Below are 25,609 nucleotides of genomic sequence, written 5' to 3' on the forward strand. Positions count from 1 at the left end.
CCCCGAAAGGGGGGAACCGGAGGTTTCGCGTGCAGCTCGCATCGGGGGCGAACGATTCCGTGGACGTACGGACGGCATTGTCCCGGCTGCGACGGGCCAGTGGGCTGCCGGTGGCGTTCGGCGGGTTGCTGGCCGCCCCCGGGCGCTTCCGCATCAACGAGCTGTCCGGGACGGCGACCGCGGTGCTGAGCGGGCTGGACATCCTCCAGGGCAACGGTCTGGGCGGGAAAGCCGCGTCGCTGGCACGGCCGTTCGCGGTGACCGACTACAGCGCCTCGTCGGTGATCAGCCACGAGTACGACGCGGCGGTGGCGGCCGAGGGGCTCCGGTCGGTGCTCGCGGTGCCGGTGGTCGTCCGCAGGCGGGTGCGCGGGGTGCTGTACGGGGCGCTGCGCCGGCCGGTGCGGCTGGGTGACCGGCCGCTGACGGCCGCCATGGAGGTGGCGCGGGAGCTGGAGCAGGCGCTGCTGCTGGAGGACGAGGCGGCTCGGTTGCTGTCGGTGGCCCACTCTCCCGCCGCGGCGGCACGTGAGGCGTCCGCGCCGCCCGCCGCCGCGGATCCGGCGAGGTGGGAGGAGGTCCGTGAGGCGCACGGCGCGCTGCGGACGCTGGCCCAGCGGATCGCCGATCCGTCGCTGCGGCAGGAGATGCTCGCGGCCTGCGGCCGACTCGCGGCGGCCTCCTCCGGGCGGCCCGGCGGCGCGGAGCGGGCGGAGCACCGGGGCCCGGTGCTGTCGCCGCGCGAGGTGGATGTGCTGGCGTGTGTGGCATCGGGGGCGACCAATGCCGAGGTGGCGGAGCGGCTGGGGCTGCGCCCGGAGACGGTGAAGGGCTATCTGCGCTCCGCCATGCGGAAGTTGGGCGTACACACCCGGCTGCAGGCCGTGATCGCGGCCCGGCGGTGTGGGCTGCTGCCGTAGGCGCGGCGGCCGGGATCCGGGGCGGGCCGCGAGCGCCGACCACGATCAGAAGACCTCGCGGCCGCCGGTCGGAGCGCAGGCCCTCAGCAGCAGATCCAGTCCTGCGGGCGGGTCGGCGCGGGGTACGGCGAGGTAGGCGGTGAGTTCCATGCCGGGGTTGCGGAACGGCAGGAACCGCACCTCGGGTGTGTTCAGCCGGTGTGCGTGCGAGGCGTAGACGACGGTCCACAGCGCCTCGCCGGGGCCCGCCGCGCGGATCGCGGCGAGGGTGTCGTCGAGCGACCCGGTCCTCGGGCCCGGTACGGGGGCGAACCCGGCGTCGTGGCACGCGCTGACGACCAGGTCGAACAGGGCGTGGTGGGTACGGCGTTCGGTCAGTACGAGCGGCAGGCCGGCGAGGTCCGCGAGCGCGACCGTGCCCGGTGAGGCGGCGACCGGATGGTGGGCCGGCAGGGCCGCGACCAGCGGGTCCTGCCACAGCGGCACGAAGCGCAGACCGTCCCGGCCCGCGCCGTCCGGCTCCCCCCGCACGAACGCCGCGTCCAGGTCGCGGTCGGCGACCCGCTCCAGCCGCTCCCGGGCGGGGGCCGCGATCAGCTCCAGGGTGAGGTGCGGGGCGAGGCCAGCGAGGGCTTCGCCCACCCGGTCCAGGTGGGCGCCCAGGCCCGTACCGGTGCCCACCCGCAGCGTGCGGGTCCGCGCGGCGTGCGGGCCGGCGACGACCGCCCGGGCCCGCGCCTCGGCGGCGAGCAGCGCCCGCGCCTCCGGCAGGAAGCGCTCCCCCGCGGCCGTGAGCCGCACCTGGTGCGCCGACCGGTCGAACAGCTCGGCCCGCAGCTCCCGCTCCAGCAGGCCGATCTCCCGTCGTAGCGCCGGCTGTTCGGTGCCCAGCAGGTCCGCCGCCCGGCCGAGGGCCATCTCCTGGGCGACCGTCACGAAACACCGCACCTGTCGCAGCTCCACGCCGCCCCCTTCCCGACCCGGCCGCCGAACCCGCCGGGCGGCGCCGGGCCGGCGGCCGTGCGCTGCCGATCCGGAGGTCAATTCGATTGCCGCGGCATCCGCGGCCCCGCCATCATCCACCCATGATCGATGCCAGCGCACTCTCCGAGAAGCCGGTTCTGCCCGGCTCCCGCATCCGGCTCGCGCCGCTCTCCATACGGCACGCCACCGCTTTCCACGCCACGACCCTGGATCCGGAGACCCGCAGGCTCACCGGCACCCACCGCCGGTTCACGCCGGAGGACATCCGGGCCTGGTGCTCGGGACGCGCGGACCAGAAGGACCGGCTGGACCTCGCCATCGAGGACCTGGAGACCGGCGACTACCTCGGCGACCTCGCGCTGCTCGGCATCGACGCCGACAACGCCCATGGCGTGCTGCGCATCGCCCTCGTGCCGGGCGCCACCGACCGCGGCATCGGGACGGAGGCGATCCGGCTGCTCCTCGACTACGCCTTCGACCGTGTGCGGCTGCACCGCGTCCAGTTGGAGGTCTTCGCGCACAACGACCGGGCCCGGCGCGCGTACGAGAAGTGCGGCTTCGAGGTGGAGGGCCGGATGCGCGAGGCGCTCGCGTGGGACGGCGAGTGGCACGACGTCCTGATGATGGCCGTGCTGAGCAGTGCGCGCCCGACGGGCGCTCGCTAGCCCGTCGGTGGCCCGCCGTCGGCCTACGGGGCCGCCCCTGCGGGCTTCCTGGCGACCTGGCCGTAGCGGAGGTCGTGCCGGGCGTCCGGGGCGGTCATCCGCAGGACACCGGCTGCCTCGTCCGCCACCGCGGCCTGTTCGGCGCGGGTGAGCGGGTCGAACGGCTCGACGGTCAGGTGGGCGCTGTCGCCGGCGGTATCGATCCGCCACAGGCCGCGGATGCCGCCGTCGACGAGGAGCACCCGGTAGGCGACATTGCGGTCCCAGGTGCGGCCCTGGTGCTCGGGCGCGAGGATCCGGGTGCGGTCGGCGTGCGAGAGGGCGACGTTGTCGAACTCCGGGAGGAAGCGCACCGGCGCCTCGGTGTCCGGGTCGGGCAGCGGCCCGTCGGGCACGTCGAAGAGTTCCACCCCGTGCTCGTCCCGGAAGGTACGCAACCGGGGCCGGAGCGGGTCGATCACCTCCCGCAGCCGGGTCAGCCCGCACCAGACCTGCATGTCCTTGACCGAGGCGGGACCGAACGCGGCCAGGTAGCGCAGCAGAACGGCGGCGAGGGCTTCCCCCGGGCCGGCCTCGGGACCGTCGGGCGGGGTGTCCTTCCCGGCGGTGGCGGCCGCGTCCGGAGCCCCGGCCAGCCAGGCGTCGAGGGTGGTGTGCGCGGCCTGCCCGCTGCGTCCCCACAGGGCCCGGGGCGTGACCTGGACCAGCGGCAACAGCTGGCGCGCGGCCATCGCCAGCGGCCAGCGGTCGTGGCCCGGCCACTCCTCCTGGAGCCGCTCCCCCAACTCCTTGAAGGTCAGCGGCCGCTCCTCGACCAGGTCGCGCGCCGCCGCGGCGAGCCGGTCCAGGTCGATGCCGGTCAGCTGCTTGCCGAAGCTGCCGCGCAGGGTGCGGTCGTGCACGGGGCGGGTGAGGGGCCGCAGCAGCCGGGCGTCGCGGGCGCTCACGAGATGGATGGTGGAGCGCATCACCGAGATGCGGACGGCCTGCCGGGTCTCCAGGAGGCCGGACAGCTCCTGCGGGCGGAAGCCGGCCAGCCGCGCGGCGAGCGCGTGGTACGGCGGCCGCGGCGACTGGGCCTGCAGTCCGATCAGCCGCTCCACCGCGTCGAGTGCGGTCATATCACTGCGGCGCAACAGGAGTTGACGTTCAAGAGTGGCACGGCCGAGGGCGCGGGCGGTGAGTGTGGGCGCGGTGCGCTGCGTCATGCGGACGACAGTACGGGCCCTCGCGGACAGAATCCGTCCGCAACGGCTCCTGGTGTCCCGCGCGTCTCGTCGATGGCCGCCAGGGCCTCCTCGCGGGCGGCGGCCGGAGAAGCACCGGCACGGCCACGCCACGGCCCCGCACGCCCAAGTGCACCGGCACGTACTCCCGTTGAGGAGTGCGTGCCGGTGCACGAGGTGGCCGTTCCGTCCGGGGCCCGGAGGAGTCCCGGAGGTCAGGCCACCGACCCGATCCGCCCCACCGGACGGGCCGTGTCATGGTGAATGGGGGTGTGCGCGCCGGTGAGCGGCACGCCCGTGCCGCCGCGCCGGTTGGCGACGATCTCGGCGGCGATGGACAGCGCGGTCTCCTCGGGGGTGCGCGCGCCGAGGTCGAGACCGATGGGTGAGCGCAGCCGGTTCAGCTCGATCTCGCTGAGGCCGATGTCGCGCAGCCGCTCCAGCCGGTCGAGGTGGGTACGGCGCGAGCCCATCGCGCCGACGTAGGCGACCGGGAGCTTGAGTGCCCGCTCCAGCAGTGGCACGTCGAACTTCGCGTCGTGGGTCAGCACGCACAGCACCGTGCGGGCGTCCAGGGACTGGGAGTCGAGATAGCGGTGCGGCCAGTCCACGACGATCTCGTCGGCGTCCGGGAAGCGCTGTTGGGTGGCGAAGACCGGGCGGGCGTCGCAGACCGTGACGTGGTAGTTGAGGAACTTGCCGACCTTGACCAGCGCCGAGGCGAAGTCGATGGCGCCGAACACGAGCATCCGGGGGGCGGGGACGGAGCTTTCGACGAGGAGGAGCACCCGTGGCCCGCACTGCGTGCCCCACTGCGCTCCGTCGGCGCTGTCCGCCGCGTCCTCGAAGCCGGCGCCGCCGCCGATCTCGACGGTCGCGGTGCGTCCGGCGTCCAGCAGCGCGCGGGTGTGCCCGATGGCGGTGCGGTCGAGGGCGGGGTGGCCGCCCAGGGTGCCGGTGTGGCTGCCGTCGGGGCGGACGAGGAGGGCACGGCCGAGGAGTTCGGCGGGTCCCTCGACGACTCGCGCGACCGCCGCCGCCTCCCCCTTGGCGGCAGCGGCCAGCGCGGCGGCGAGCGTTTCGGCAGTGCTGTCCACCGGTTCCCCCGCTCCGCCGTCGCCGGCGGATCCGGAGGCGCTCGTCCGTACCGGGGTGACGAGGATGTCGATGATTCCGCCGCAGGTCAGGCCCACGGCGAAGGCATCCTCGTCGCTGTAGCCGAACCGCTCCAGCACCGGCAGGCCGGTCTGGAGCGCGTCCTGGCACAGTTCGTAGACCGCCCCCTCCACGCAGCCGCCGGAGACCGACCCGATCGCCGTGCCGTCGGTGTCGACGGCGAGGGCGGCTCCGGGCTGGCGGGGCGCGCTCCCGTTGGTGGCCACCACGGTGGCCACCGCGAAGTCGCGTCCCTGCTCGACCCACCGGTGCAGCTCTTCGGCGATGTCCAGCATGTCGGTCTCCTTATGGATGGTGGAGCGGGCAGGCCGTTACTTGACGCCCAGCCACTGCTCGATCGGATTGAGCGAGAAGTAGACGAGGAAGATGAGGCTCAGCGCCCACATGAAGCCGCCGACCTCGCGCCACTTGCCCTGGGCCGTCTTGATGGCGGTGTAGGCGATGACGCCCGCGCCGACACCGGCGGTGATGTTGTACGTGAACGGCATCAGGGCCACGGTCAGGAAGACCGGGATGGACACCGAGCGGTCGCTCCAGTCGACGTGCTTGGCGGCGCTCATCATCATCGAGCCGATGACGACGAGGGCGGCCGCGGCCACCTGCGCCGGCACGAGCTGGGTGAGCGGGGTGAAGAAGAGGCAGGCCGCGAAGAACAGGCCGGTGATGACCGACGACAGGCCCGTACGGGCGCCTTCGCCGACACCGCTCGCCGACTCGATGAACACGGTCTGACCGGACGAGCCGGTGACACCGCCGATCGCACCGCCCGCGCCGTCCACGAACAGCGCCTTGGACAGGCCCGGCATGCGGCCCTTGTCGTCGGCCAGCTTGGCCTCCGTGCCGACGCCGATGATGGTGGCCATGGCGTCGAAGAAACCGGCCAGCACCAGGGTGAAGACGATCATGCCGACACCGAGGGCGCCGATGGAGCCCCAGCCGCCGAATTCGACGTGTCCCAGGAGCCCGAAGTCGGGTGCCGAGACGGCGCTGCCGTGCAGCGCGGGGGCGGTGCCGCCCCAGTCCTTGTCCGTGAGCCCGCCGATCTTGCTGACGACGATGGACAGGACGGTGCCGGCGACGATGCCGATGAGGATGGCACCGGGGATCTTGCGGGCCTGCATCATGAAGATGAGCAACAGGGTGACGCAGAAGAACAGGACGGGCCAGCCCACGAGTTGGCCGGTGGCGCCGAGCTGGACGGGGCCGCCTTCGCTCTTGCCGACGAAGCCGGCCTTCACCAGTCCGAGCAGGGCGACGAACATGCCGATGCCCATGGTGATGGCGTGCTTGAGCGCCAGCGGGATGGCGTTCATGATCATCTCGCGGAGGCCGGTGACCACCAGGAGCATGATGACGACGCCGTACATCACACACATGCCCATGGCCTGCGGCCACGTCATGTTGGGGACGACCTGGGTCGTCAGGGCCGCCGAAACGTTCAGTCCGGCCGCCAGGGCGAGCGGAACCTTGCCGATGAAGCCCATCAGCAACGTACTGACCGCCGCGGCGAGCGCTGTCGCGGTCACCACGCCCGCGTGGGCGAGCGTGTTCTTCTCCACGTCGGGCGTCGAGAGGATCAGCGGATTGAGCAGGAGGATGTAGCACATCGCCATGAAGGTGGTGATGCCGCCGCGGACCTCACGCGAGATCGACGATCCTCTGTCGGATATGTGGAAGTACCGGTCGAGCCAAGAGCGGCCGGCGGGCTGACGCGAGCCCTCAGCCGCGTCTTCCGCCACCGTCTTCGGCTCAGTGGACTGCTGGGTCATGGTGCCTGACTCCCAAGGTTCATAGGGGCCCCCGCATCAAGTGCGAGATTTGGGACGAAACTTCGGCTGCACGACCCGGGGGACGGCCCGAGACGAACTGGGTACTGCTCAGGTGGTGCGAAGAGCAGCGACTGCGTGGTGCGAAAAGGAACTCCGGGCGGTGCGCGGAGGAGGACGGACAGGGACACCCCTGACACCCACCGCCCGGAGGGCTCAGGTGCCGGTGAGGTGCTCGGGGCGTACCGGCGTCTTGTTCAGCTCCAGCCCCGTCGCGTTCCGGATCGCCGCGAGGACGGCCGGGGTCGACGACAGGGTCGGGGCCTCGCCGATGCCGCGGAGCCCGTACGGGGCCGCGTCGTCGGCGAGTTCGAGCACATCGACCGGGATGGTCGGGGTGTCGAGGATGGTGGGGATGAGGTAGTCCGTGAAGGAGGGGTTGCGCACCTTCGCGGTCTTGGGGTCGACGATGATCTCTTCCATGACCGCCACGCCCAGGCCCTGGGTGGTACCACCCTGGATCTGGCCGACGACCGACAGCGGGTTGAGCGCCTTGCCGACATCCTGGGCGCAGGCCAGCTCGATGACCTTGACCAGGCCGAGGCCGGTGTCCACCTCGACGACCGCGCGGTGCGCGGCGAAGGAGTACTGGACGTGGCCGTGGCCCTGACCCGTCTCCAGGTCGAACGCCTCGGTCGGCCGGTGCCGGAACTCCAGCTCCAGGTCGACGGCCTCGCCTTCGAGGACGTCCACCACATCGGCGAGGACCTCGCCGCCGTCGGTGACGACCTTGCCGCCCTCCAGCAGCAGCTCGGCCGTGGCCCACGCGGGGTGGTATGTACCGAACTTGGTGCGGCCGATCTCCAGGACCTTCTCGCGCACCGCCTCGCAGGTGTTCTTCACCGCGCCGCCGGTCATGTACGTCTGGCGGGAGGCGGAGGTGGAGCCGGCGGAGCCGACCTGGGTGTCGGCGGGGTGGATGGTGACCTGCTCGACGCCCAGCTCCGTACGGGCAATCTGGGCGTGCACGGTGATGCCGCCCTGGCCGACCTCCGCCATCGCGGTGTGCACGGTGGCGACCGGTACGCCGGCCACCACCTCCATCCGCACCCGGGCGGTGGAGTAGTCGTCGAAGCCCTCGGAGAAGCCGACGTTCTTGATACCGACGGCGTAGCCGATCCCGCGGACGACGTCCTCGCCGTGCGTGGTGTTGGACAGTCCGCCGGGCAGCGCGCGGACGTCCGCGCTCTCACCGGCCGACAGCCACTGCTGCTCGGGGGGAAGCGGCATCGCCTTGACGCGGCGCAGCAGTTCGGCGACCGGAGCGGGCGACTCGACGGGCTGTCCCGTCGGCAGCAGGGTGCCTTGTTCCATGGCGTTGAGCTGCCGGAACGCGACCGGGTCCATCTCCAGCTTCGCGGCGAGCTTGTCCATCTGCGCCTCGTAGGCGAAGCACGCCTGGACCGCGCCGAAGCCGCGCATCGCGCCGCAGGGCGGGTTGTTGGAGTAGAGCGCGATGGCCTCGATGTCGACGTCCTCGACGACGTACGGGCCCACGCTCAGCGAGGAGGCGTTGCCGACGACGGCCGGGGAGGCGGACGCGTAGGCGCCGCCGTCCAGCACGATGCGGCACTTGAGGTGCGTGAGCTTGCCGTCCTTGGTGGCGCCGTGCTCGTACCAGAGCTTCGCCGGGTGCCGGTGGACGTGTCCGAAGAAGGACTCGAACCGGTTGTAGACGATCTTGACGGGCTTGCCGGTGCGCAGCGCCAGCAAGCAGGCGTGGATCTGCATCGACAGGTCCTCGCGGCCACCGAACGCGCCGCCGACGCCGGAGAGCGTCATGCGCACCTTCTCCTCGGGCAGGCCGAGGACGGGGGCGATCTGCCGCAGGTCGGAGTGCAGCCACTGGGTGGCGACGTAGAGGTCGACGCCGCCGTCCTCGCCGGGCACCGCGAGACCGGACTCCGGGCCCAGGAACGCCTGGTCCTGCATGCCGAAGACGTACTCGCCGGTGACGATGACATCGGCGTGCTTGGCGGCCTCGTCGGCGTTGCCGCGGACGATGGGCTGGCGGTGCACGATGTTGGGGTGCGGTACGTGGCCCGCGTGGTGGTCGTCGCGGCCCTCGTGGAGCAGCGGCGCGTCCTCGGCGATGGCGGACGCCTCGTCGACGACGAGCGGCAGCTCGCGGTACTCGATCTTGATCTTGGCGGCCGCGCGGCGGGCGGTCTCCGGGTGGTCGGCGGCGACCAGGGCCACCGGCTCACCGTGGTGGCGGACCTTGCCGTGGGCGAGAACCGGCGTGTCCTGGATCTCCAGGCCGTAGTTCTTCACCTCGGTGGGCAGGTCGTCGTAGGTGAGTACGGAGTAGACACCGGAGGTCGCGAGGGCCTCGGAGGTGTCGATCGAGACGATCTCGGCGTGCGCGACGGTGGAGCGGAGCGTGAAGCCCCACAGCATGTCCTCGTGCCACATGTCCGAGGAGTACGCGAACTCGCCGGTCACCTTGAGGGTGCCGTCGGGCCGCAGCGTCGACTCGCCGATGCCGGCCTTGGTCTTGCCGCCCTGCGTGAGGTTGGTGGGTGTGCGGGTCACTCCCATGGCGATCAGGCCCCCTGTCCGGTGGTCGCAGAGGCTGCACCCTCACCGCGGGCGGCTGCCAGCCGGACCGCGTCGAGGATCTTTTCGTAACCCGTGCAGCGGCACAGGTTGCCCGACAGCGCCTCACGGATGTCGGAGTCCGACGGAGAGTCGTTGCGCTCCAGCAGTTCGTCCGCGGCGACCAGCAGCCCCGGGGTGCAAAAACCGCACTGGACCGCGCCGGCGTCGATGAACGCCTGCTGGATCGGGGAGAGTTCGACCTGCTCGCCGGTCTGACTGTCGGCGGTGGCCGGGCGCGCCTGCCACTGCTTGGCCGCGTCGACGCTGGTGCCGCCGCAGGCGCCGGAGGCGCAACCGCCGTGCTCGGCACGCTGCTTGGCGAAGTCCGCGAGGCCCTCGACGGTGACGACCTCGCGGCCCTCGACCTGGCCGGCGGCCACCAGACAGGAGCAGACCGGCACGCCGTCGAGACGGACCGTGCAGGAGCCGCACTCGCCCTGCTCACAGGCGTTCTTGGAGCCCGGCAGGCCCATCCGCTCGCGGAGGACGTACAGCAGGCTCTCGCCTTCCCAGACGTCGTCGGCCTCTTGCTTGCGGCCGTTGACGGTGAAGTTCACGCGCACTGTGCGCCTCCCTTGGTGCCATGGTCGTTACCGCGGTAGGACTCCCAGGTCCAGCCGAGGGTGCGGCGCGCCATGATGCCGACCGCGTGGCGGCGGTACTTGGCGCTGCCGCGCACGTCGTCGATCGGGTTGCAGGCGCCGCTCGCGAGCTGTGCGAACTGCTTGGCGACGGCCGGCGGGATCGTGTTGCCCGACTCCCAGAAGCCGCCCTCGTCCAGCGCCGCGGCGAGGAAGTCCTCGGCCTCACGGGCCCGTACGGGGGTGGGGGCGGCGGAGCCGATGCCGGTCCGCACCGTGCGGGTCTCGGGGTGCAGCGCGATACCGAAGGCGCAGACCGCGATCACCATGGCGTTGCGGGTGCCGACCTTGGAGAACTGCTGAGGGCCGTCCGCCTTGGGCAGGTGCACCGCGCGGATCAGCTCGTCGGCCTCCATCGCGTTGCGCTTGACGCCCAGGTAGAAGTCGTCGATGGGGATCATGCGGACGCCGCGTACCGACTCGACCTCCACCTCGCCTCCCGAGGCGAGCAGTGCGGGGTGCGCGTCACCGGCCGGGGAGGCGGTACCGAGGTTGCCGCCCACGCCGCCGCGGTTGCGGATCTGCGGAGAGGCCACGGTGTGCGACGCGAGAGCCAGGCCCGGCAGTTCGGTCCGCAGGTTCTCCATGATCTGGGTGTAGGGAACGGACGCACCCAGTCGCACGGTCTTCTCTCCGACCTCCCACTCGCTCAGGTCACCGACGCGGTTCAGGTCGAGCAGGTACTCGGGACGGCGGTGGTCGAAATTGATCTCGACCATCACGTCCGTGCCGCCCGCGATGGGCACAGCGGTGGGGTGCTCTGCCTTGGCGGCGAGCGCCTCCTCCCAGCTGGCGGGGCGAAGGAAGTCCATGGGTGGCCTCTTCTGCTTCTACGATTTCGAGTCGTTCGCTGCTCATGGTGAGGACTGCGGGCCCTCGTCGCCATGCAGCTGTTCATGTCTTGTTAACGCGGATGAGCCAAGTGAACGACGCCACAACCCACCCGGTGCAGTCACCGAAACCATGAAGCGGTTGGCTGGCCAAGGTGCCCGTCTTGTAGATTCGAACGAAAGACGAGGCGCCAAAACCTCGCGGCATTCCACCGGCAACACAAGACACGCAAAGAACGGCGGGCGAGGTCATGCGGCTCCGCGCACTCCTGGAAACCAACACCCTGGGCCTGCGGCTGCTCGGCGGCGAGGAAGAGCTGGACCGCACCGTACGTGGCGTGATGACCACCGACCTACGCGATCCCAGCCGGTATCTCTCCGGTGGCGAGCTGGTCCTCACCGGTCTGGCCTGGCGGCGCGACCCGGAGGACTCCGAGCGGTTCGTGCGCATCCTGGCCACCGCGGGGGTCGCCGGTCTCGCGGCGGGCGAGGCGGAGCTCGGGGCGGTCCCGGACGACCTGGTGCAGGCCTGCCAACGGCACCGGCTGCCGCTGTTCTCCGTGGTCGAGGACGTGTCGTTCGCGTCCATCACGGAGTACGTCGTGCGGCAGGTCTCCAGCGAGCGCGCCGGCGACCTGGCCGCCGTGGTGGACCGCCACCGCCGCCTGATGACGTCGGGGCCCGCCGGCGGCGGTCCGGAGGTCGTCCTGGACCTGCTCGGCTCCGACCTGGACCTGCGGGCCTGGGTGCTCTCCCCCACCGGTCGGCAGATCGCCGGCTCGACGCTGGCGGACTCCGGCCCCGAGCTGCCCGGCGAGCTCGCGGCCCGGCTCGCGGGCGAGCATCTGGCCGCCTCGCGCACCGGCCGCCGGGGCCCGCACCGCGTCACCCTCGGCGGCGCGACGTACTCGCTCTTCCCGATCCGCTACGACGGCCGGGATCTGCGCGAGACACTGCTGTCGGACTGGCTGCTGGCCGTCGAGGCCGACGCCGGCGACTGGCCGGAGGAGCGCCTCGACCTGCTGCACGGCGTCACCCAGCTGATCGCAGTGGAGCGCGACCGGCGCGACGCGGCGCGCACGGTCCGCCGGCGGCTCGCGCAGGAGGTGCTCGAACTCGTCCAGACGGGTGCCCCGCCCGCCGAGATCGCGGCCCGCCTGCGGGTGGCGGCCCCGGTGCTGCTGCCCGGCCTGGGCACCGCGCCGCACTGGCAGATGGTGGTGGCGCGGGTGGAGTGGGAGAACGGCGACGTCCCCGGCGGGGCGGTGGCCCAGACCCTGCTCGAAGAGGTGCTGGTCGATCCGGGCACCTTCGGCCCCGAGCCCTCGGACCGCATAGCGGTCGCGCACACCGGCGACGAGGCGGTGGCGCTGGTCCCGCTGCCCGCCGTACCGGACGACTCCGGAGCCCCCGAGGTGACCGGGCTGCACGCCGACGACCTGCTCCGCGTCGTCCAGGAGCCGCTCGGCCGGGGCCTTGCGGACGACGGGCGGCTGACCATCGGCGTCAGCGCCTCGGTGCACTCCGCGGAGGGGCTGCGCGGGGCGCTGGAGGAGGCACGGCACGCCCGCCGGGTGGCCGCCGCCCGCCCGGGACGCGTCTGCGCCGCCGGCCACGAGGAGCTGGCCTCGCACGTCCTGCTGCTGCCGTTCGTGCCCGACGACGTCCGCCGGGCGTTCACCGCGCGGCTGCTGGACCCGCTGCGCGACTACGACCGCAGGCACCGCGCCGAACTGATCCCGACGCTGGAGGCGTTCTTGGACAGCGACGGCTCCTGGACGCGCTGCGCCACCCGTCTGCACCTGCATGTGAACACCCTCCGCTACCGCGTCGGGCGTATCGAGCAGCTCACCGGCCGCGATCTGGCCCGCCTGGAGGACAAGCTCGACTTCTTCCTCGCCCTGCGGATGAGCTGACGACCGCCGGGCCGGGGAGGACACCTCCCCGGCCCGCGCCCGTCCGGTGGCCTCGCACTGCCCCGCCGCCGGGAAAGATCCCTCCCATGGCCCAAGGCGGGCGAGGCGATTCGCGCCACGACGATGCCCGGCGTCCGAGACGTCGCGTTAAGTGACGTGGGGTGACGTCCGGTGGCCCGCTGCGCCGTCCGGGGAGTGCGCCCTGCGGATCACGTGGGGGCCGGAGGGTTTATGCGGCGCAGGTGCTGATCCCGTCGCCGGGGCACGTGCGCCGTGCGCCCCGCGTGCGCTCCCTTCCGCGAACGTCCGCCGGAGCCCACCGGACGGTTGCCCGCCATGCGGAGTAACTCGATCGGGCGGCATCCGCTCAACGCCGTTGCCCGCCACGGCGACCGCGCCCGGCCTTGGCACGGCCGATCAGGGCCCCCGTACCGACCTCAACCACCGCGCCCAAGATTGTGAATTCATTCACCCACCCCCTTGGCCGGACGACGGAAATCGTGCTGAGATTCGCCCACTGCTTCCAGTTCCAGCTCAATGGCGCGCTCGGGGAGGGCAATGTGGCGGATACCGCCATGTCAGGTTCCGCGGATTCCGCGGACCCCATCAGGTCCGCGGAACCGCTTTCGATGCGGGCGGCATTTCCACCGGCGGTACCGGCAGCGAGAACGGTCGAGGGGGACGATCCCCTCGACCGCGCCGTTTGGCGGCTGCGGTCCCGCGGCTGCTGGGACGACGCGGCCGCGCTCCTGGAACCCCACTCCGTCCATCACGCCCCGTCCGCCCTGCGCCGCGCGGCCCTCCTGGTCGAGCGCTGCATGTTCACGGCGACCGGCTGGGCGGAGGCGGAGGACGCGCTGCGCACCGCCGAGGCACTGGCCGGTGACGACGACGAGCGCGGCGGCGCCGCCTGCGAACGCGGCCATCTCGCGTACGCCGCAACGGTCCTGGGCGCCCGCGACCGGGCCGACGAGGCACGCTCGGCGCTCGGCAGGGCCGCCGCGCTGCTCGATCCGGCCGCGCCCGGACGCCCGTTGCTGGACTTCCGCCGCGGGCTGATGGCCGAACACATCGCCGACAGCCCGGATTCGGCGCGCGCCGCCTACCGCCGCGCGCACGCGGGCGCCACCGCCCGCAAGGACTCGCTGCTGCTGTCCTTCACCTGGCGCCATCTCGCCGGACTCGCCCTGCGCGACGGTGAGTTGACGGAGGCGCGGCACGGCTTCGGCGAGTCGCTGCGGATCCGTGAGGAGCTCGGCTTCCTCATCGGCACGGCGCCGGCGCTCGCGGCGCTGGCCGATGCCGTCGATGAGGACGAGGCGGCCGGCCTGCGCGCCGAGGCGGCCCGGCTGTTCCGCCTCATGGGCGGCGTCCCCACCTGGCTCGCCGGGCAACTCCCGCCGGTCCCGTGACGGAGAGCCCGGCAGGGGCGCGCGACTGACGGCCGCGCGCCCCTGCCGGGCCTGTCAACCCCCCGTCGTCGGCCATGCCGGTTCCGACACCGATTGGCCGGAACCGGACGGCGTCCACGAGGTTTCGGCCGGAACGCGGCAACGCGGGCGACCGCCGGTAAGGCCCCGGCCCGCCTCGCGGCGGGGATCAGGGCGGGCAGCGACCCCATCAGCCGGTATCCCGTCGCCGGCGCAGCCGCGGCACGGCGGCCGGCACCCCCCTCGGCGAGATCACCCGGCCGATGAACAGGGAGGTGGGGCGGCCCCTGATTGACGCGGGGCGACGCCGCGGGCGCCCGTCCCACGCGCCCCGAGAATGGCCGCAAGTCGCACTGTGAGGCGGTGGCGGGGCCTGGATGCTGGTCCGGGACCAGCCGGTTCCCCCCGTTGACAGAGCCTTTCAGGAGGCCCATTCGTGGCAGCAGGAGCGATCAACACGACCGCTGGATCCGACTGGGGCAAGGCGGATTTCGAGGCGATCTACAACTGCCCTGATCCCCGGCGTTACTTCACCACTCTGCAACCCCTGGACTACCAGATTCCGCACCACGGCCAGGCGGTGTTCCGCGCCGTCGCCGAGACGCTGCAGCGGTGCAGGGCCGACCGCGCACCGCTCGATGTCGTCGACCTCTGCTGCTCATACGGGGTCAACGCGGCGCTGCTCAACCACCGGCTCTCGCTCGGCGATCTCTACGACCGGTACACGGCGCACGGCACCGGAGTGCCGCAGACCCGTCAACTCGCCCGTGAGGACGGTACGTTCTTCGCCACCAGGCGACGGCCGGGAGCCGCCCGGGTGATCGGCATCGACGCGGCGGAGCACGCGGTCGACTACGCACAGAAGGTCGGCCTGCTCGACCACGGCTTCGCGGAGAACCTCGAACACGACGAGCCGAGCGCGGCGCTGCGGCGGGCGCTGGCCGGCACCGACCTGATCACCGTCACCGGCGGCGTCGGCTACATCACCGCACGCACCTTCGCCCGGCTCTTCGACTGCGTGTCGTCGCCGCCCTGGGTCGCGGCGTTCGTCCTGCGCACCGTGTCCTACCGACCGGTCTCGGATCTGCTCGCCCGCGCGGGGCTGGTGACGGAGAAGTGCACCACGCGGACGTTCCGCCAGCGGCGGTTCGCCGACGACGGCGAGCGGCAGGCGGCCTTCACCGCGCTGGCCGGGCACGGACTGTCCATCGCCGGCAAGGAGGACGACGGCTTCTACCACGCGGAGCTGTATCTCTCCCGGCCCGCGGCCGATGCCGCGGCGGTTCCGCTGACGGAGCTGCTGCCCGGCTGAGCCCGGGCCCCGCGCCGGCCGGCGGGGGCCGGTCAGTGCGGGTGGCGCGCCACCGAGAGGTGGGCGCGGGCGATGCGTTCGGCGACCGCGTACTCCTGGGCGATCAACGCGTCCAGCAGCGCCGTGTGCTCGGATGCGTCGGCGAGCAGATCGGCCGTACGCAGCCGGGCCCCGCCGGCCGGCCACTGGGTGCGGCGCAGCAGGTCGTCGGTGGCCTGCACGAGATGGCGGTTGCCGGTGAACGAGACGAGCGCGTGGTGGAAGACCCTGTCGGCCTCGGCGTAGCCGGCGCGGTCGCCGTGGGCGGCGGCCGTGACGCCCGCCGCGGCAAGCGGGCGCAGCTCCTCCCAGCGCGCGGGCGGCAGCGCCCTGGCCAGCCGGACGACCGCCGGAACCTCCAGCATGGAGCGGACCTCCGCCAGCTCGGCGAGGTCGCGGGGGCTGCGTTCGCAGACCCGGAAGCCGCGGTTGGGCACGACCTCGACGGCGCCCTCGCCCGCGAGCTGCTGCATGGCTTCGCGGACGGGGGTCGCGGAGACGCCGTAGCGCTCGCCGAGCGCGGGGGCGGAGTAGAGCTCGCCGGGCGCCAGCTCGCCGCTGAGCAGGGCCTGGCGCAGCGCGGTCAGCACCTGGCCGCGGACGGAGTACCGCTGCGGCCGTGGCGCCTGCGCGGGCACCCGCGGCCCGGTGGGCGCGGCCACCGGCGACGGGCCGGGGACGGCGGGGTCCGGAACGTCGCGCTCATGGACGGCGCGCTCGTGCACGACATGGTCGCCGTACGGCGCGGCGGTGCCGGCCCGTGCGGGCAGCCACGCCCCTGTTCGCGGCTGCTGTTCCGCTGTGCCCTGCTCCATGGCGGTTCCTCCTGACGTCCCCAGCACCATAGGCGCCGACGACGGCGGTTCACACCTCGGTGGACGCGGGTAAGACTTCCGGTAAGGTAAGGCTTACCTGCTAACGATCGCGATTCGGTGGTCTCCCGCAATGACTCCTGCCCTCGCCGCCCCGCCCCTCGCGCAGCCCGTCGTCCAGCCCGTCATCCAGCCCGTCGCCGGGGCCTATGCACGGCTGACAGAGGTGTTCCCCGGCCTGCGCATCACGGAGTGGGACGCCGCCCCGCCCAGCGGCGACGGCTGGGTGTGCGCGGCCGGTCTCGCGGCCGGCGGTGAGACCCTGGACGCGTTCCTGGCCTGGGACGACGCGCAGGTCCTGAAGGACTACGGACAAGCCGCCCGGCCGGACGTCGTCGCGAGCTTCGCACTGCACCGCTACGCCTGGCCCGCCTGCCTGCTGATCACCATCCCGTGGTTCCTGCACCGCCGCGTCCCCCGACTGCCCGTGCAGGACGTGTCCTTCCAGCGCGAGCTGGGCCGGATGGCGGTGCGCGTTCGCTCCTTCGCCTGCCTTCCGGACGACCCGGCGGCGGCGCTGCCCGGTGCACGGGTGGTTCCGGACGAGGAAGCGCTGCGCGCCGAGGTCCGGGAAGCGGTCGCCGAGCATCTGTCGCCGGTGCTGGACGGCTTCCGTCCACGACTGCGGCGCGGCCCCCGCGCCCTATGGGGCATGGCGACCGACGAGATCGTCGAGGGCCTCTGGTACATCGGGCACCTGCTGGGCGACGAGGCACGCGCGGTGGCCGAGGCACGGCTTCTGCTGCCCGGCGCCACCACTCCGTACGTCGGAGGTGCCGCGTTCCGCGAACTGACCGGCCCACGCGGCGAGGCGCTGCCGACCCGGGACCGCGCCAGCTGCTGCATGTTCTACACCCTGCGCCCCGAGGACACCTGCGGCACCTGCCCCCGCACCTGCGACGCGGACCGCATCAAGCGGCTCACCGACTCCGCCTGACCACGCCACGGGGCCGCCAGGCCAGCCCCGGTGACAGGTTCCACCCGCGACGCCCTGCCCCGACCCCGCCCGCGGGTCGGGGGCTTCGCCGTACCCCGACCCATCCCGGCGCATCCCTGCCGGTACGATCGGCTCATATTTTGAACACGTTCAAAAAGAGGGGGACCGGATCATGCCCGAGTCGACCACGACCACCACCACGACCGCGCCCTACCGGACCGAAACACCCGCCGTCGCCCTGGGCCCCACCGCACTCCTCCTCGGCGTGCTCTCCGCCGTGGGCGCGTGGGCGCCCGCACTCACCCTCGGCGCCTTCCCCCTGACGATCATCGCCGGGGGCCTCGCCGTCACCCTCGGCGCAGCGGGCATCCACTACGCCCGCCACGGCACCGGCCGCCTGTGGACCGCCATCGCCGGAACGGCCTTCGGCATCGCCGGATTCACAGGCGCCATCACCCTCCTCTGGGCAGTCAGCTCCTAAAAGCCGAGTGAGTGCCGTCAAACCACCGACATACGCTGTGAGTTGAGCGCACGGCCGGCCGGTTCGACGGAAGGATTGAGGCGATGGAGACGACGCATCGCCCCGCTGTGCGGGTGATCTGCCTGGACGTCGCTCACCGCGTGCTCCTGCTGCGTTGGCGTGATCCGCTTGCCGGGACATGCCTGTGGGAACCGCCCGGCGGCGGCATAGAGCCCGGCGAGACACCGCTGGAGGCGGCACGACGCGAACTCTCCGAGGAAACGGGCCTGTCCCCGGACGCGGTCGCCGACCGGTCGGTGCCCGTCGAACGCGACGTGCGGTGGAACGGCAGGCGGTACGTGGGGCAGGAGCTGTTCTTCATGGCTCATTTCGCCGAAGAACAGCCGACGTTGGTACGAACGGGCCTGCTCCCCGATGAGCAAGCCAACCTGGACACGCACGCCTGGGTGGTGTGGTCGGGCCTGGCTTCACTCCCGGATCCGGTCGAACCGCCTCAGCTGCCGGCCGTCCTGGACGCCCTGGCACCGGACGGCCCCTGGCGGGTGCGACGTCGGGTGACCTCCCCCCTCGCTGACGTTCAGCTGGGCGACTGCTGAGCCATCCGCGAAACACAGTCGCCACGCCCACTTGGACACGCCCGAGCCTGCACCTGACGGGCCGTCGCACAGGCATGGACCCTCACCCGGCGCCGCGCCCCGAGCTCCACGCCACCCGGAAGAGCGATCTCTCTCGAACTCAACTCCGTCATGAGGAACGGTCGTTCGACACCGGGTGGCTTCCTCGCACCCCTTGGCGTCCTCTTGTTCAGAATGCCTCGGTTACAGCAGCGGCTTCCGTAAAGATGTCGCGCGAAACCGCGTACGCGAGGCAAGGGATCCCAGAATGATGATGACCGACATATCGCTGGACTGGCTGATTCCGGCCGTCCTGATGTTCGCCGGGGTCCTGGGGGCCGTGGCGCTGGTTCTGCGTGGCAAGCGCGCGGCGGCCCGGTCCGGTGGCGAGGACTCCTGGGAGCGCAGCGAGGAGCGCCGGCGGCGCAAGGAGGCCATCTTCGCCTCGGCCTCGTATCTGCTGCTGTTCTGCTGTGCGGCGGTCGCCGCCGCGCTGTCCTTCCACGGCCTGGTGGGCTTCGGCGTCCAGAACCTCAACCTCTCCGGGGGCTGGGAGTATCTGGTGCCCTTCGGGCTCGACGGCGCCGCTATGTTCTGCTCCGTGCTCGCGGTGCGCGAGGCCAGCCACGGCGACGCGGCGCTCGGCTCCCGCATGCTGGTGTGGACGTTCGCCGGTGCCGCGGCCTGGTTCAACTGGGTGCACGCGCCCCGGGGGCTGGACCACGCGGGCGCGCCGCAGTTCTTCGCCGGGATGTCGCTGTCGGCCGCGGTCCTCTTCGACCGTGCGCTGAAGCAGACCCGCCGGGCGGCGCTGCGCGAACAGGGCCTGGTGCCCCGTCCGTTGCCGCAGATCCGGATCGTGCGCTGGCTGCGCGCTCCCCGCGAGACCTTCGCGGCGTGGTCGCTGATGCTGCTGGAGGGCGTGCGGACACTGGACGAGGCCGTCGAGGAGGTGCGGGAGGATCGCCGGGAGAAGGAGCAGAGCCGTCACCGCAGGCGTGAGCAGGGCAAGCTCGACCGGGCCAGGATCAAGGCCATCAACCGGCAGCACCGCTCCTGGGGCATCGGCCGGGGCGGCGGCAGGCTGGCGGTGACGCAGGGCGCCACGGCTGCGGAGATGGCCGGTCAGGACTCTGCCATAGCCGGGTCCCAGCCGCTTTCCGCAGGGGAACTGCCGGTGCGCTCCCGCCCGGCCCTCAAGGCCGTATCCGCCGCTGAGGCCGCCGCGAACGCGGCAGCGGCGGAGTCCCGGTTGACCGTGGACCTCACCGCAGAGGACGACACCCAGACCCTGCCCCGGCTGGACTCCCTGGAGGAGAAACTCGCCCAGATCGAACGGCAATTCGGCTAGGCGGTGACCACGCTCCGTCCCGCCCTCGCCGTCCTGGTGGCGGACCGTGCCGGCCAAGCATTCCCCAAGGCCCGTCAGGCCGGTCCGCCGCCCAGTTCGAACCACACGCTCTTGCCGACGCCGTGGGACCGTATTCCCCACGCGTCGGCCAAGGAGCGCACCAGCATCAGTCCCCTGCCGGAGGTGCCGTCGGTGGTCGGCGCCCGGGGTTCGGGCCGACGCGAGACGAAGTCGCGTACCTCCACCCGCAGCCGGTCGGTGAGCGTCGCGGTGACGACGGCGCCGCCCTTGGCGTGCACCAGTGCGTTGGTGACGAGTTCGCTGGTGAGCAGCGTCGCGACCTCCTCGAGTTCGCCGCTGCCCGGCGGCGCCCAGCGGCTGAGCAACTGCCGCAGCTCGTGGCGCACCTCGCCGACCGCACGCAGGTCCGCGGGCCGCACCTTGCGTTCCAGCGTCCGCGGAGGGGGCGTGGATAACGCCCCTCGCCGGCTCCGGTCGGTCGTTTCGTGTCGTCTGTCCCGTTCCTCGCGCCGCACAGGCTGACGCATTCTCTCCCCCGCCCCGAACGAACCATCGGCGCTCTTCCTCGAACAGCCTCACGGTCATGCATGCCCAACGGGCCGGGCGCCATGCTTCGGCGTTCGGCCGGGCGGGGGCACGGCTTCCGCGCGCCGGGTGGGCCGATCCGGCCGCCAGTGGGTATGCCTGGCGGTGACACGCCTGGGACGTGTTCCGTACGAGCGTGAGGAGCCGCTGTGCACGACGACCGACTGCTGGTGGAGGGGCGCCTGGAGAGGGCGCTGGGGCAGTTCATCAGGCCCGCGCAGTACGGGGCGCGGGTGCCGCTGCGCCTCACCGCATGGCATGTGCCGGGCGAGCCGGTGCCGGTACGGGAGGCGTTGCAGGCCCGGTACGAGCCGTTCGCAGTGGGCGACGCGTGGGGTTCGCCCTGGTCGACGAGCTGGTTCCGGCTGGCGGGCGAGGTGCCGCAGGAGTGGGCGGGGCTGCGGGTGGAGGCCGTCATCGACCCCGGGTTCAGCGGCGACGGGCCGGGGTTCCAGGCGGAGGGGCTGGTCCACGACGCCGGCGGCGTCCCCCTCAAGGGCATCCATCCGCGCAACCGGCACGTCCCCGTCGGCGCCCCGGCGCACGGTGGTGAGGACGTGCGCCTGCTGTTGGAGGCTGCCGCGAACCCCGCGGTGCTGCGGAACTTCCGGCCCACCTCGCTCGGCGACGTCACCACCGCGCCGGACCGGCCGCTGTACCGCTTCGCCTCGGCGGATCTGGCGGTGCTCGACGAGACCGTCTGGCAGCTGATCCTCGACATCGAGGTGCTCTCCGAGCTGATGCACGAGCTGCCCGCCGACCGGCCGCGGCGGCACGAGATCCTGCGGGCGCTGGAGAACATGCTGGACGCGCTGGACCTGCACGACGTCTCCGGTACGGCGGCCGCGGGACGGGCCGAGCTCACCGAGGTGCTGAGCCGTCCGGCCAGTGCGAGCGCGCACCGGGTGTCGGCCGCCGGACACGCCCATATCGACTCGGCCTGGCTGTGGCCGCTGCGGGAAACGGTGCGCAAGGCGTCCCGCACCTTCGCCAATGTGACGCAACTCGCCGAGGAATACCCGGAGTTGGTGTTCGCGTGTTCACAGGCGCAGCAGTACGCGTGGGTCAGGGACAACCAGCCGCACATCTGGGAGCGCATCAAGGAAGCGGTGCGGGCGGGGAACTGGGCGCCGGTCGGCTCGATGTGGGTGGAGTCGGACGCCAACATGCCCGGGGGTGAGGCGCTGGCGCGGCAGATCGTGCACGGCAAGCGGTTCTTCCTGGAGGAGCTGGGGGTGGATACCGAGGAGATCTGGCTGCCGGACTCGTTCGGCTACACGGCGGCGTTCCCGCAGCTGGCGCGGCTGGCCGGGGTGAAGTGGTTCCTGACGCAGAAGCTGTCGTGGAACCAGACCGACAAGATGCCGCACCACACCTTCTGGTGGGAGGGCATCGACGGCACCCGCGTCTTCACGCACTTCCCGCCGGTCGACACCTACAACTCCCAGTTCCATGCCCGTGAACTCGCCCACGCCGAGCGAAACTTCGCCGACAAGGGGCGGGCGACCAGCTCCCTGGTGCCGTTCGGCTGGGGCGACGGCGGGGGCGGCCCGACCCGCGAGATGCTGGAGCGGGCCCGGCGGCTGCGCTCCCTGGAGGGCTCGCCCACCGTCGCGATCGAGCCGCCGTCCCGGTTCTTCGCGGCGGCCCACGAGGAGTACGGTGCGGCCGCGCCGGTCTGGTCGGGGGAGCTGTATCTGCAGTTCCACCGCGGCACGTACACCTCGCAGGCGAAGACCAAGCAGGGCAACCGGCGCTGTGAACACCTGCTGCGGGAGGCGGAGTTGTGGGCTGCCACGGCCGCGGTGCGGGCAGGCACCACGGGCGCGTACGCCTATCCGTACGACGCACTGGACCGGTTGTGGAAAACCGTCCTGCTGCATCAGTTCCACGACATCCTGCCCGGCTCGTCCATTGCCTGGGTCCACCGGGAGGCCCGCGCCACGTACGCCGCCGTCGAGGCGGAGCTGACCGCGCTGACCGAGGCCGCACTCGCGGCGCTGGGGGCGGCGGGCGAACCGGCGGGCGCCGCGGAGGGTCTGACGCTCTTCAACGCCTCGCCGTACGCGCGGGACGAGGTCGTCGAGGTGCCGACACCCGGCGGGCGCACCGCCGTCGCGGTTCACGTGCCCGCCCTCGGGGCGGCCGTCGTCGGCGCCGAGACGAACGGTCACGCGCCGGCGCCCGTGCGCGCGGACAGCGACGGCGGCACCGTCACCCTCGACAACGGCCTGCTGCGGCTGCGCGTCGACTCCGACGGGCTGCTGACGTCCGTCCGCGACCTCACCGCGGGGCGTGAGGTACTGGCGCCGGGCGCACGGGGCAATCTCCTCCAGCTCCACCCCGACCATCCCAACCGCTACGACGCCTGGGACCTCGACCGGCACTACCGCAACCGGCACACCGATCTGACCGATGCCGAGTCCGTCGACCTCGTGGCGCCCGGCCCGCTGTCCGCCACGGTGCGGGTGACCAGGGCGTTCGGCGCCTCCCGGATCACCCAGGAGGTGACGCTGCGGGCCGGCTCGCGGCGCGTCGACATCACCACCGACATCGACTGGCACGAGTCGGAGAAGGTCCTCAAGGCCGCCTTCCCTCTGGATGTGCACGCCGAACGGTCCGCTTCAGAGGTGCAGTTCGGGCATGTGCACCGCCCCACGCACGCCAACACCAGCTGGGACGCGGCCCGGTTCGAGATCTGCGCGCACCGCTGGCTGCGGGTCGCCGAACCGGGCTACGGCGTCGCGCTGCTCAACGACTCGACGTACGGCCACGACGTCACCCGGGCACCCCATGACCACGGCCTCGGCACCACGGTCCGGCTGACACTGCTGCGCGCACCGCACAGCCCCGACCCGGAGACCGACCAGGGCACGCACCGGTTCACCTACGCGCTGCTGCCGGGCGCCGAGGTCGGCGACGCGGTCGCCGAGGGCCTGGCCCTCAACCTTCCCCTCCGGGCCGCCGCCGTGGGGCCGGGCTCCCCGACAGCTCCGGTCCCGGCTGCGGTCCCGGCTCCGGATCCGCTGATCCGCGTCGACCATCCGGCGATCACCGTCGAGTCGGTGAAGCTGGCCGAGGATCGCAGCGGCGACGTGGTGGTACGGCTCTACGAATCCCGTGGGGGCCGCGCCACCGGCACCCTCTCCCCCGGTTTCGCCGTCGAGCAGGTCACCGTCACCGATCTGCTGGAGCGGCCGCTGCACGAGGAGGAGGAAGGGGTGACCTCCGACGTGACCGTCGAGCTGCGACCGTTCCAGATCCTGACGCTGCGACTGCGTCCGCAGCATCGGTAGGACACATATTCATGGCCTCTCGTCACATAGGCCGAATATTGCGCAGGTTGGAGCGGGCCATCTGAAGCATGCGGCCGACCCCGCCGTCCAGCACCATCTTGCCCGCCGAGAGCGCGAAGCCGGACACCATCTCCGCGCTGATCTTCGGCGGGATCGACAGGGCGTTGGGGTCGGTGACGATGTCTACCAGCGCCGGGCCCTTGTGCTTGAACGCGTCGCGCAGCGCCCCGCGCACATGCTTGGGCTTCTCCACCCGCACGCCGTGCGCACCGGCCGCGCGGGCGATGGCCGCGAAGTCCGGGTTGTGGTTGGTGGTGCCGTACGAGGGCAGTCCGGACACCAGCATCTCCAGCTCCACCATGCCCAGCGAGGAGTTGTTGAACAGCACCACCTTCACCGGCAGGTCGTACTGCACCAGGGTGAGGAAGTCGCCCATCAGCATGGAGAATCCACCGTCGCCCGACAGGGAGACGACCTGCCGCCCCCGGTCGAGGAACTGCGCGCCGATCGCCTGCGGCAGTGCGTTGGCCATCGAGCCGTGGCTGAACGAACCGATCACCCGCCGACGGCCGTTGGGGGTGAGATAGCGGGCCGCCCAGACATTGCACATGCCGGTGTCGACCGTGAAGATCGCGTCGTCCGCGGCCTCCTCGTCCAGGAGCGAGGCGACGTATTCGGGGTGGATGGGAACGTGCTTGTCGACCTTGCGGGTGTAGGCGCTGACCACACCCTCCAGCGCGTCGGCGTGCTTCTTCAGCATCCGGTCGAGGAACTTGCGGTCGGGCTTGGGCCGCACCTTCGGCGTCAGGGAGCGCAGCGTCTCGCGGACGTCGCCCCAGACGGCGAGGTCGAGCTTGGTGCGCCGGCCCAGGTGCTCGGGCCGCACGTCGACCTGGACGATGGTCACGTCGTCGGGCAGGAACGCGTTGTACGGGAAGTCCGTGCCGAGCAGGAGCAGCAGATCGCACTCGTGGGTGGCCTCGTAGGCCGCGCCGTAGCCGAGGAGCCCGCTCATCCCGACGTCGTAGGGGTTGTCGTACTGGATCCACTCCTTGCCGCGCAGCGCGTGCCCGACCGGGGACTTCACCCGCTCCGCGAACTCCATCACCTCGGCGTGTGCGCCCGCGGTGCCGCTGCCGCAGAACAGCGTGACCTTGTCCGCCGCGTCGATCATGCGGGCCAGCTGGTCGATCTCGGCGTCTCCGGGGCGCACCGACGGGCGCGAGGTGACCATCGCGTGCTCGACGGGCCGTTCGGGGGCCTGCTCCGCGGCGATGTCTCCGGGCAGTGCGACGACGGCGACCCCGCTCTGCCCGACGGCGTGCTGGATCGCCGTCTGCAGCACCCGCGGCATCTGCTTGGTGCTGGAGATCAGCTCGCTGTAGTGGCTGCACTCGGTGAACAGCCGGTCGGGATGCGTCTCCTGGAAGAAGGTGGTGCCGATCTCGCTGGAGGGGATGTGCGAGGCGAGGGCGAGGACCGGTGCCATCGAGCGGTGCGCGTCGTAGAGCCCGTTGATGAGGTGGAGGTTCCCCGGGCCGCAGGAGCCGGCGCAGGCCGCGAGCTTGCCGGTGAGCTGTGCCTCCGCCCCGGCCGCGAAGGCCGCGACCTCTTCGTGCCTGACCTGGATCCAGTCGATCGCGCGGTTGCGGCGGATGGCGTCCACCACCGGGTTCAGGCTGTCGCCGACGACACCGTAGAGCCGCTGCACCCCCGCGCGCACCAGGATGTCCACGAACTGTTCGGCAACGGTCTGCTTCGCCATGTCGCTGTCGCTCCTCAAGTGGCGGACGGGGGAAGACGCACGGGCGCGCGCCGGCGGGCGTAGCGGCGGTTGGCGTACCGCCGGGGCCGTATCGGGCGGGGTACGGGCTCGCCGCCTCCCA

20 protein-coding genes are annotated in these 25,609 nt (G+C 72.2%); 10 read left to right on the top strand and 10 right to left on the bottom strand.

The genetic code is table 11. From position 1 onward, the window contains the following. Positions 1-29 precede the first annotated feature (29 nt). The gene (locus QOM21_RS08605) at positions 30-920 is read left to right on the top strand and encodes a response regulator transcription factor (protein ID WP_407549156.1); all 891 of its coding nucleotides are present in this window, start codon (positions 30-32) and stop codon (positions 918-920) included. A 45-nt stretch (positions 921-965) separates the two neighbouring features. On the opposite strand, the gene QOM21_RS08610 is transcribed toward QOM21_RS08605, so the two are convergent. Further along, a complete protein-coding gene (locus tag QOM21_RS08610) occupies positions 966-1,883 on the bottom strand; it encodes a LysR substrate-binding domain-containing protein (RefSeq protein WP_407549157.1) in 918 nt (305 codons plus the stop codon). A gap of 122 nt (positions 1,884-2,005) precedes the next feature. Here QOM21_RS08610 and QOM21_RS08615 point away from each other — a divergent pair, with 122 nt between their 5' ends. After that, positions 2,006-2,569 (top strand): GNAT family N-acetyltransferase, encoded by a 564-nt coding sequence (locus tag QOM21_RS08615; RefSeq protein WP_407549158.1) that lies wholly within the window; start codon positions 2,006-2,008, stop codon positions 2,567-2,569. A gap of 23 nt (positions 2,570-2,592) precedes the next feature. Here the strand turns inward: QOM21_RS08615 and QOM21_RS08620 are convergent, their stop codons facing one another. The 6 genes from QOM21_RS08620 to QOM21_RS08645 all read right to left on the bottom strand — a co-directional run bounded on the left by QOM21_RS08620 (position 2,593) and on the right by QOM21_RS08645 (position 10,851). After that, positions 2,593-3,777, bottom strand: coding sequence for a winged helix DNA-binding domain-containing protein (locus QOM21_RS08620; RefSeq protein WP_407549159.1), 1,185 nt, complete (start codon positions 3,775-3,777; stop codon positions 2,593-2,595). A gap of 233 nt (positions 3,778-4,010) precedes the next feature. Beyond that, positions 4,011-5,246, bottom strand: coding sequence for an XdhC family protein (locus QOM21_RS08625; RefSeq protein WP_407549160.1), 1,236 nt, complete (start codon positions 5,244-5,246; stop codon positions 4,011-4,013). Positions 5,247-5,282: 36 nt separating this feature from the next. Then, positions 5,283-6,740, bottom strand: a complete 1,458-nt coding sequence (locus QOM21_RS08630) for an NCS2 family permease (protein ID WP_407549161.1) — start codon at positions 6,738-6,740, stop codon at positions 5,283-5,285. Between the two features lie 213 nt (positions 6,741-6,953). Next, positions 6,954-9,338 carry a xanthine dehydrogenase family protein molybdopterin-binding subunit gene (locus tag QOM21_RS08635; protein ID WP_407549162.1) on the bottom strand — a complete coding sequence of 795 codons (2,385 nt, stop codon included), beginning with the start codon at positions 9,336-9,338 and terminating at the stop codon, positions 6,954-6,956. A gap of 5 nt (positions 9,339-9,343) precedes the next feature. Further along, on the bottom strand, positions 9,344-9,961 hold the full coding sequence (locus QOM21_RS08640; protein WP_407549163.1) for a (2Fe-2S)-binding protein: 618 nt from the start codon (positions 9,959-9,961) through the stop codon (positions 9,344-9,346). Beyond that, complete coding sequence (locus QOM21_RS08645; RefSeq protein WP_407549164.1) at positions 9,952-10,851, bottom strand: FAD binding domain-containing protein; 900 nt, start codon at positions 10,849-10,851, stop codon at positions 9,952-9,954. Before QOM21_RS08645 ends, QOM21_RS08640 begins: the two co-directional genes overlap by 10 nt. A gap of 269 nt (positions 10,852-11,120) precedes the next feature. Here QOM21_RS08645 and QOM21_RS08650 point away from each other — a divergent pair, with 269 nt between their 5' ends. The 3 genes from QOM21_RS08650 to QOM21_RS08660 all read left to right on the top strand — a co-directional run bounded on the left by QOM21_RS08650 (position 11,121) and on the right by QOM21_RS08660 (position 15,527). Beyond that, positions 11,121-12,785, top strand: coding sequence for a PucR family transcriptional regulator (locus QOM21_RS08650; RefSeq protein WP_407549165.1), 1,665 nt, complete (start codon positions 11,121-11,123; stop codon positions 12,783-12,785). A gap of 575 nt (positions 12,786-13,360) precedes the next feature. Further along, a complete protein-coding gene (locus QOM21_RS08655) occupies positions 13,361-14,197 on the top strand; it encodes a hypothetical protein (RefSeq protein ID WP_407555613.1) in 837 nt (278 codons plus the stop codon). Positions 14,198-14,651: 454 nt separating this feature from the next. Beyond that, the gene (locus QOM21_RS08660) at positions 14,652-15,527 is read left to right on the top strand and encodes a hypothetical protein (protein WP_407549166.1); all 876 of its coding nucleotides are present in this window, start codon (positions 14,652-14,654) and stop codon (positions 15,525-15,527) included. Between the two features lie 32 nt (positions 15,528-15,559). Here QOM21_RS08660 and QOM21_RS08665 read toward each other — a convergent pair whose 3' ends face one another. Beyond that, complete coding sequence (locus QOM21_RS08665) at positions 15,560-16,381, bottom strand: GntR family transcriptional regulator (protein WP_407549167.1); 822 nt, start codon at positions 16,379-16,381, stop codon at positions 15,560-15,562. A gap of 130 nt (positions 16,382-16,511) precedes the next feature. On the opposite strand from QOM21_RS08665, the gene QOM21_RS08670 reads away from it, so the two are divergent. The 4 genes from QOM21_RS08670 to QOM21_RS08685 all read left to right on the top strand — a co-directional run bounded on the left by QOM21_RS08670 (position 16,512) and on the right by QOM21_RS08685 (position 19,821). Further along, a complete protein-coding gene (locus QOM21_RS08670) occupies positions 16,512-17,375 on the top strand; it encodes a (2Fe-2S)-binding protein (RefSeq protein WP_407549168.1) in 864 nt (287 codons plus the stop codon). A gap of 172 nt (positions 17,376-17,547) precedes the next feature. Then, on the top strand, positions 17,548-17,856 hold the full coding sequence (locus QOM21_RS08675) for a hypothetical protein (RefSeq protein ID WP_407549169.1): 309 nt from the start codon (positions 17,548-17,550) through the stop codon (positions 17,854-17,856). 83 nt (positions 17,857-17,939) lie between these two features. Continuing rightward, complete coding sequence (locus tag QOM21_RS08680) at positions 17,940-18,452, top strand: NUDIX hydrolase (protein WP_407549170.1); 513 nt, start codon at positions 17,940-17,942, stop codon at positions 18,450-18,452. A 286-nt stretch (positions 18,453-18,738) separates the two neighbouring features. Then, positions 18,739-19,821, top strand: a complete 1,083-nt coding sequence (locus QOM21_RS08685) for a DUF2637 domain-containing protein (RefSeq protein WP_407549171.1) — start codon at positions 18,739-18,741, stop codon at positions 19,819-19,821. A gap of 74 nt (positions 19,822-19,895) precedes the next feature. Here the strand turns inward: QOM21_RS08685 and QOM21_RS08690 are convergent, their stop codons facing one another. Beyond that, positions 19,896-20,261, bottom strand: a complete 366-nt coding sequence (locus QOM21_RS08690; protein WP_407549172.1) for an ATP-binding protein — start codon at positions 20,259-20,261, stop codon at positions 19,896-19,898. A gap of 315 nt (positions 20,262-20,576) precedes the next feature. Between QOM21_RS08690 and QOM21_RS08695 the strand changes: the two genes are divergently transcribed. Beyond that, positions 20,577-23,723, top strand: a complete 3,147-nt coding sequence (locus QOM21_RS08695) for an alpha-mannosidase (protein ID WP_407549173.1) — start codon at positions 20,577-20,579, stop codon at positions 23,721-23,723. A 22-nt stretch (positions 23,724-23,745) separates the two neighbouring features. On the opposite strand, the gene QOM21_RS08700 is transcribed toward QOM21_RS08695, so the two are convergent. After that, positions 23,746-25,488, bottom strand: coding sequence for a pyruvate dehydrogenase (locus QOM21_RS08700; protein WP_407549174.1), 1,743 nt, complete (start codon positions 25,486-25,488; stop codon positions 23,746-23,748). Positions 25,489-25,609: the final 121 nt, after the last annotated feature.

This window comes from Streptomyces sp. Pv4-95 (genome assembly GCF_045782725.1).
Taxonomy (GTDB): Bacteria; Actinomycetota; Actinomycetes; order Streptomycetales; family Streptomycetaceae; genus Streptomyces.

Excerpts from the sequence above, each read along its gene's own strand:
- QOM21_RS08615 (WP_407549158.1), top strand. The coding sequence starts at position 2,006 with ATGATCGATGCCAGCGCACTCTCCGAGAAGCCGGTTCTGCCCGGCTCC.
- QOM21_RS08620 (WP_407549159.1), bottom strand. The coding sequence starts at position 3,777 with ATGACGCAGCGCACCGCGCCCACACTCACCGCCCGCGCCCTCGGCCGT.
- QOM21_RS08625 (WP_407549160.1), bottom strand. The coding sequence starts at position 5,246 with ATGCTGGACATCGCCGAAGAGCTGCACCGGTGGGTCGAGCAGGGACGC.
- QOM21_RS08630 (WP_407549161.1), bottom strand. The coding sequence starts at position 6,740 with ATGACCCAGCAGTCCACTGAGCCGAAGACGGTGGCGGAAGACGCGGCT.
- QOM21_RS08635 (WP_407549162.1), bottom strand. The coding sequence starts at position 9,338 with ATGGGAGTGACCCGCACACCCACCAACCTCACGCAGGGCGGCAAGACC.
- QOM21_RS08645 (WP_407549164.1), bottom strand. The coding sequence starts at position 10,851 with ATGGACTTCCTTCGCCCCGCCAGCTGGGAGGAGGCGCTCGCCGCCAAG.
- QOM21_RS08650 (WP_407549165.1), top strand. The coding sequence starts at position 11,121 with ATGCGGCTCCGCGCACTCCTGGAAACCAACACCCTGGGCCTGCGGCTG.
- QOM21_RS08655 (WP_407555613.1), top strand. The coding sequence starts at position 13,361 with ATGTCAGGTTCCGCGGATTCCGCGGACCCCATCAGGTCCGCGGAACCG.
- QOM21_RS08665 (WP_407549167.1), bottom strand. The coding sequence starts at position 16,381 with ATGGAGCAGGGCACAGCGGAACAGCAGCCGCGAACAGGGGCGTGGCTG.
- QOM21_RS08670 (WP_407549168.1), top strand. The coding sequence starts at position 16,512 with ATGACTCCTGCCCTCGCCGCCCCGCCCCTCGCGCAGCCCGTCGTCCAG.
- QOM21_RS08675 (WP_407549169.1), top strand. The coding sequence starts at position 17,548 with ATGCCCGAGTCGACCACGACCACCACCACGACCGCGCCCTACCGGACC.
- QOM21_RS08680 (WP_407549170.1), top strand. The coding sequence starts at position 17,940 with ATGGAGACGACGCATCGCCCCGCTGTGCGGGTGATCTGCCTGGACGTC.
- QOM21_RS08685 (WP_407549171.1), top strand. The coding sequence starts at position 18,739 with ATGATGATGACCGACATATCGCTGGACTGGCTGATTCCGGCCGTCCTG.
- QOM21_RS08700 (WP_407549174.1), bottom strand. The coding sequence starts at position 25,488 with ATGGCGAAGCAGACCGTTGCCGAACAGTTCGTGGACATCCTGGTGCGC.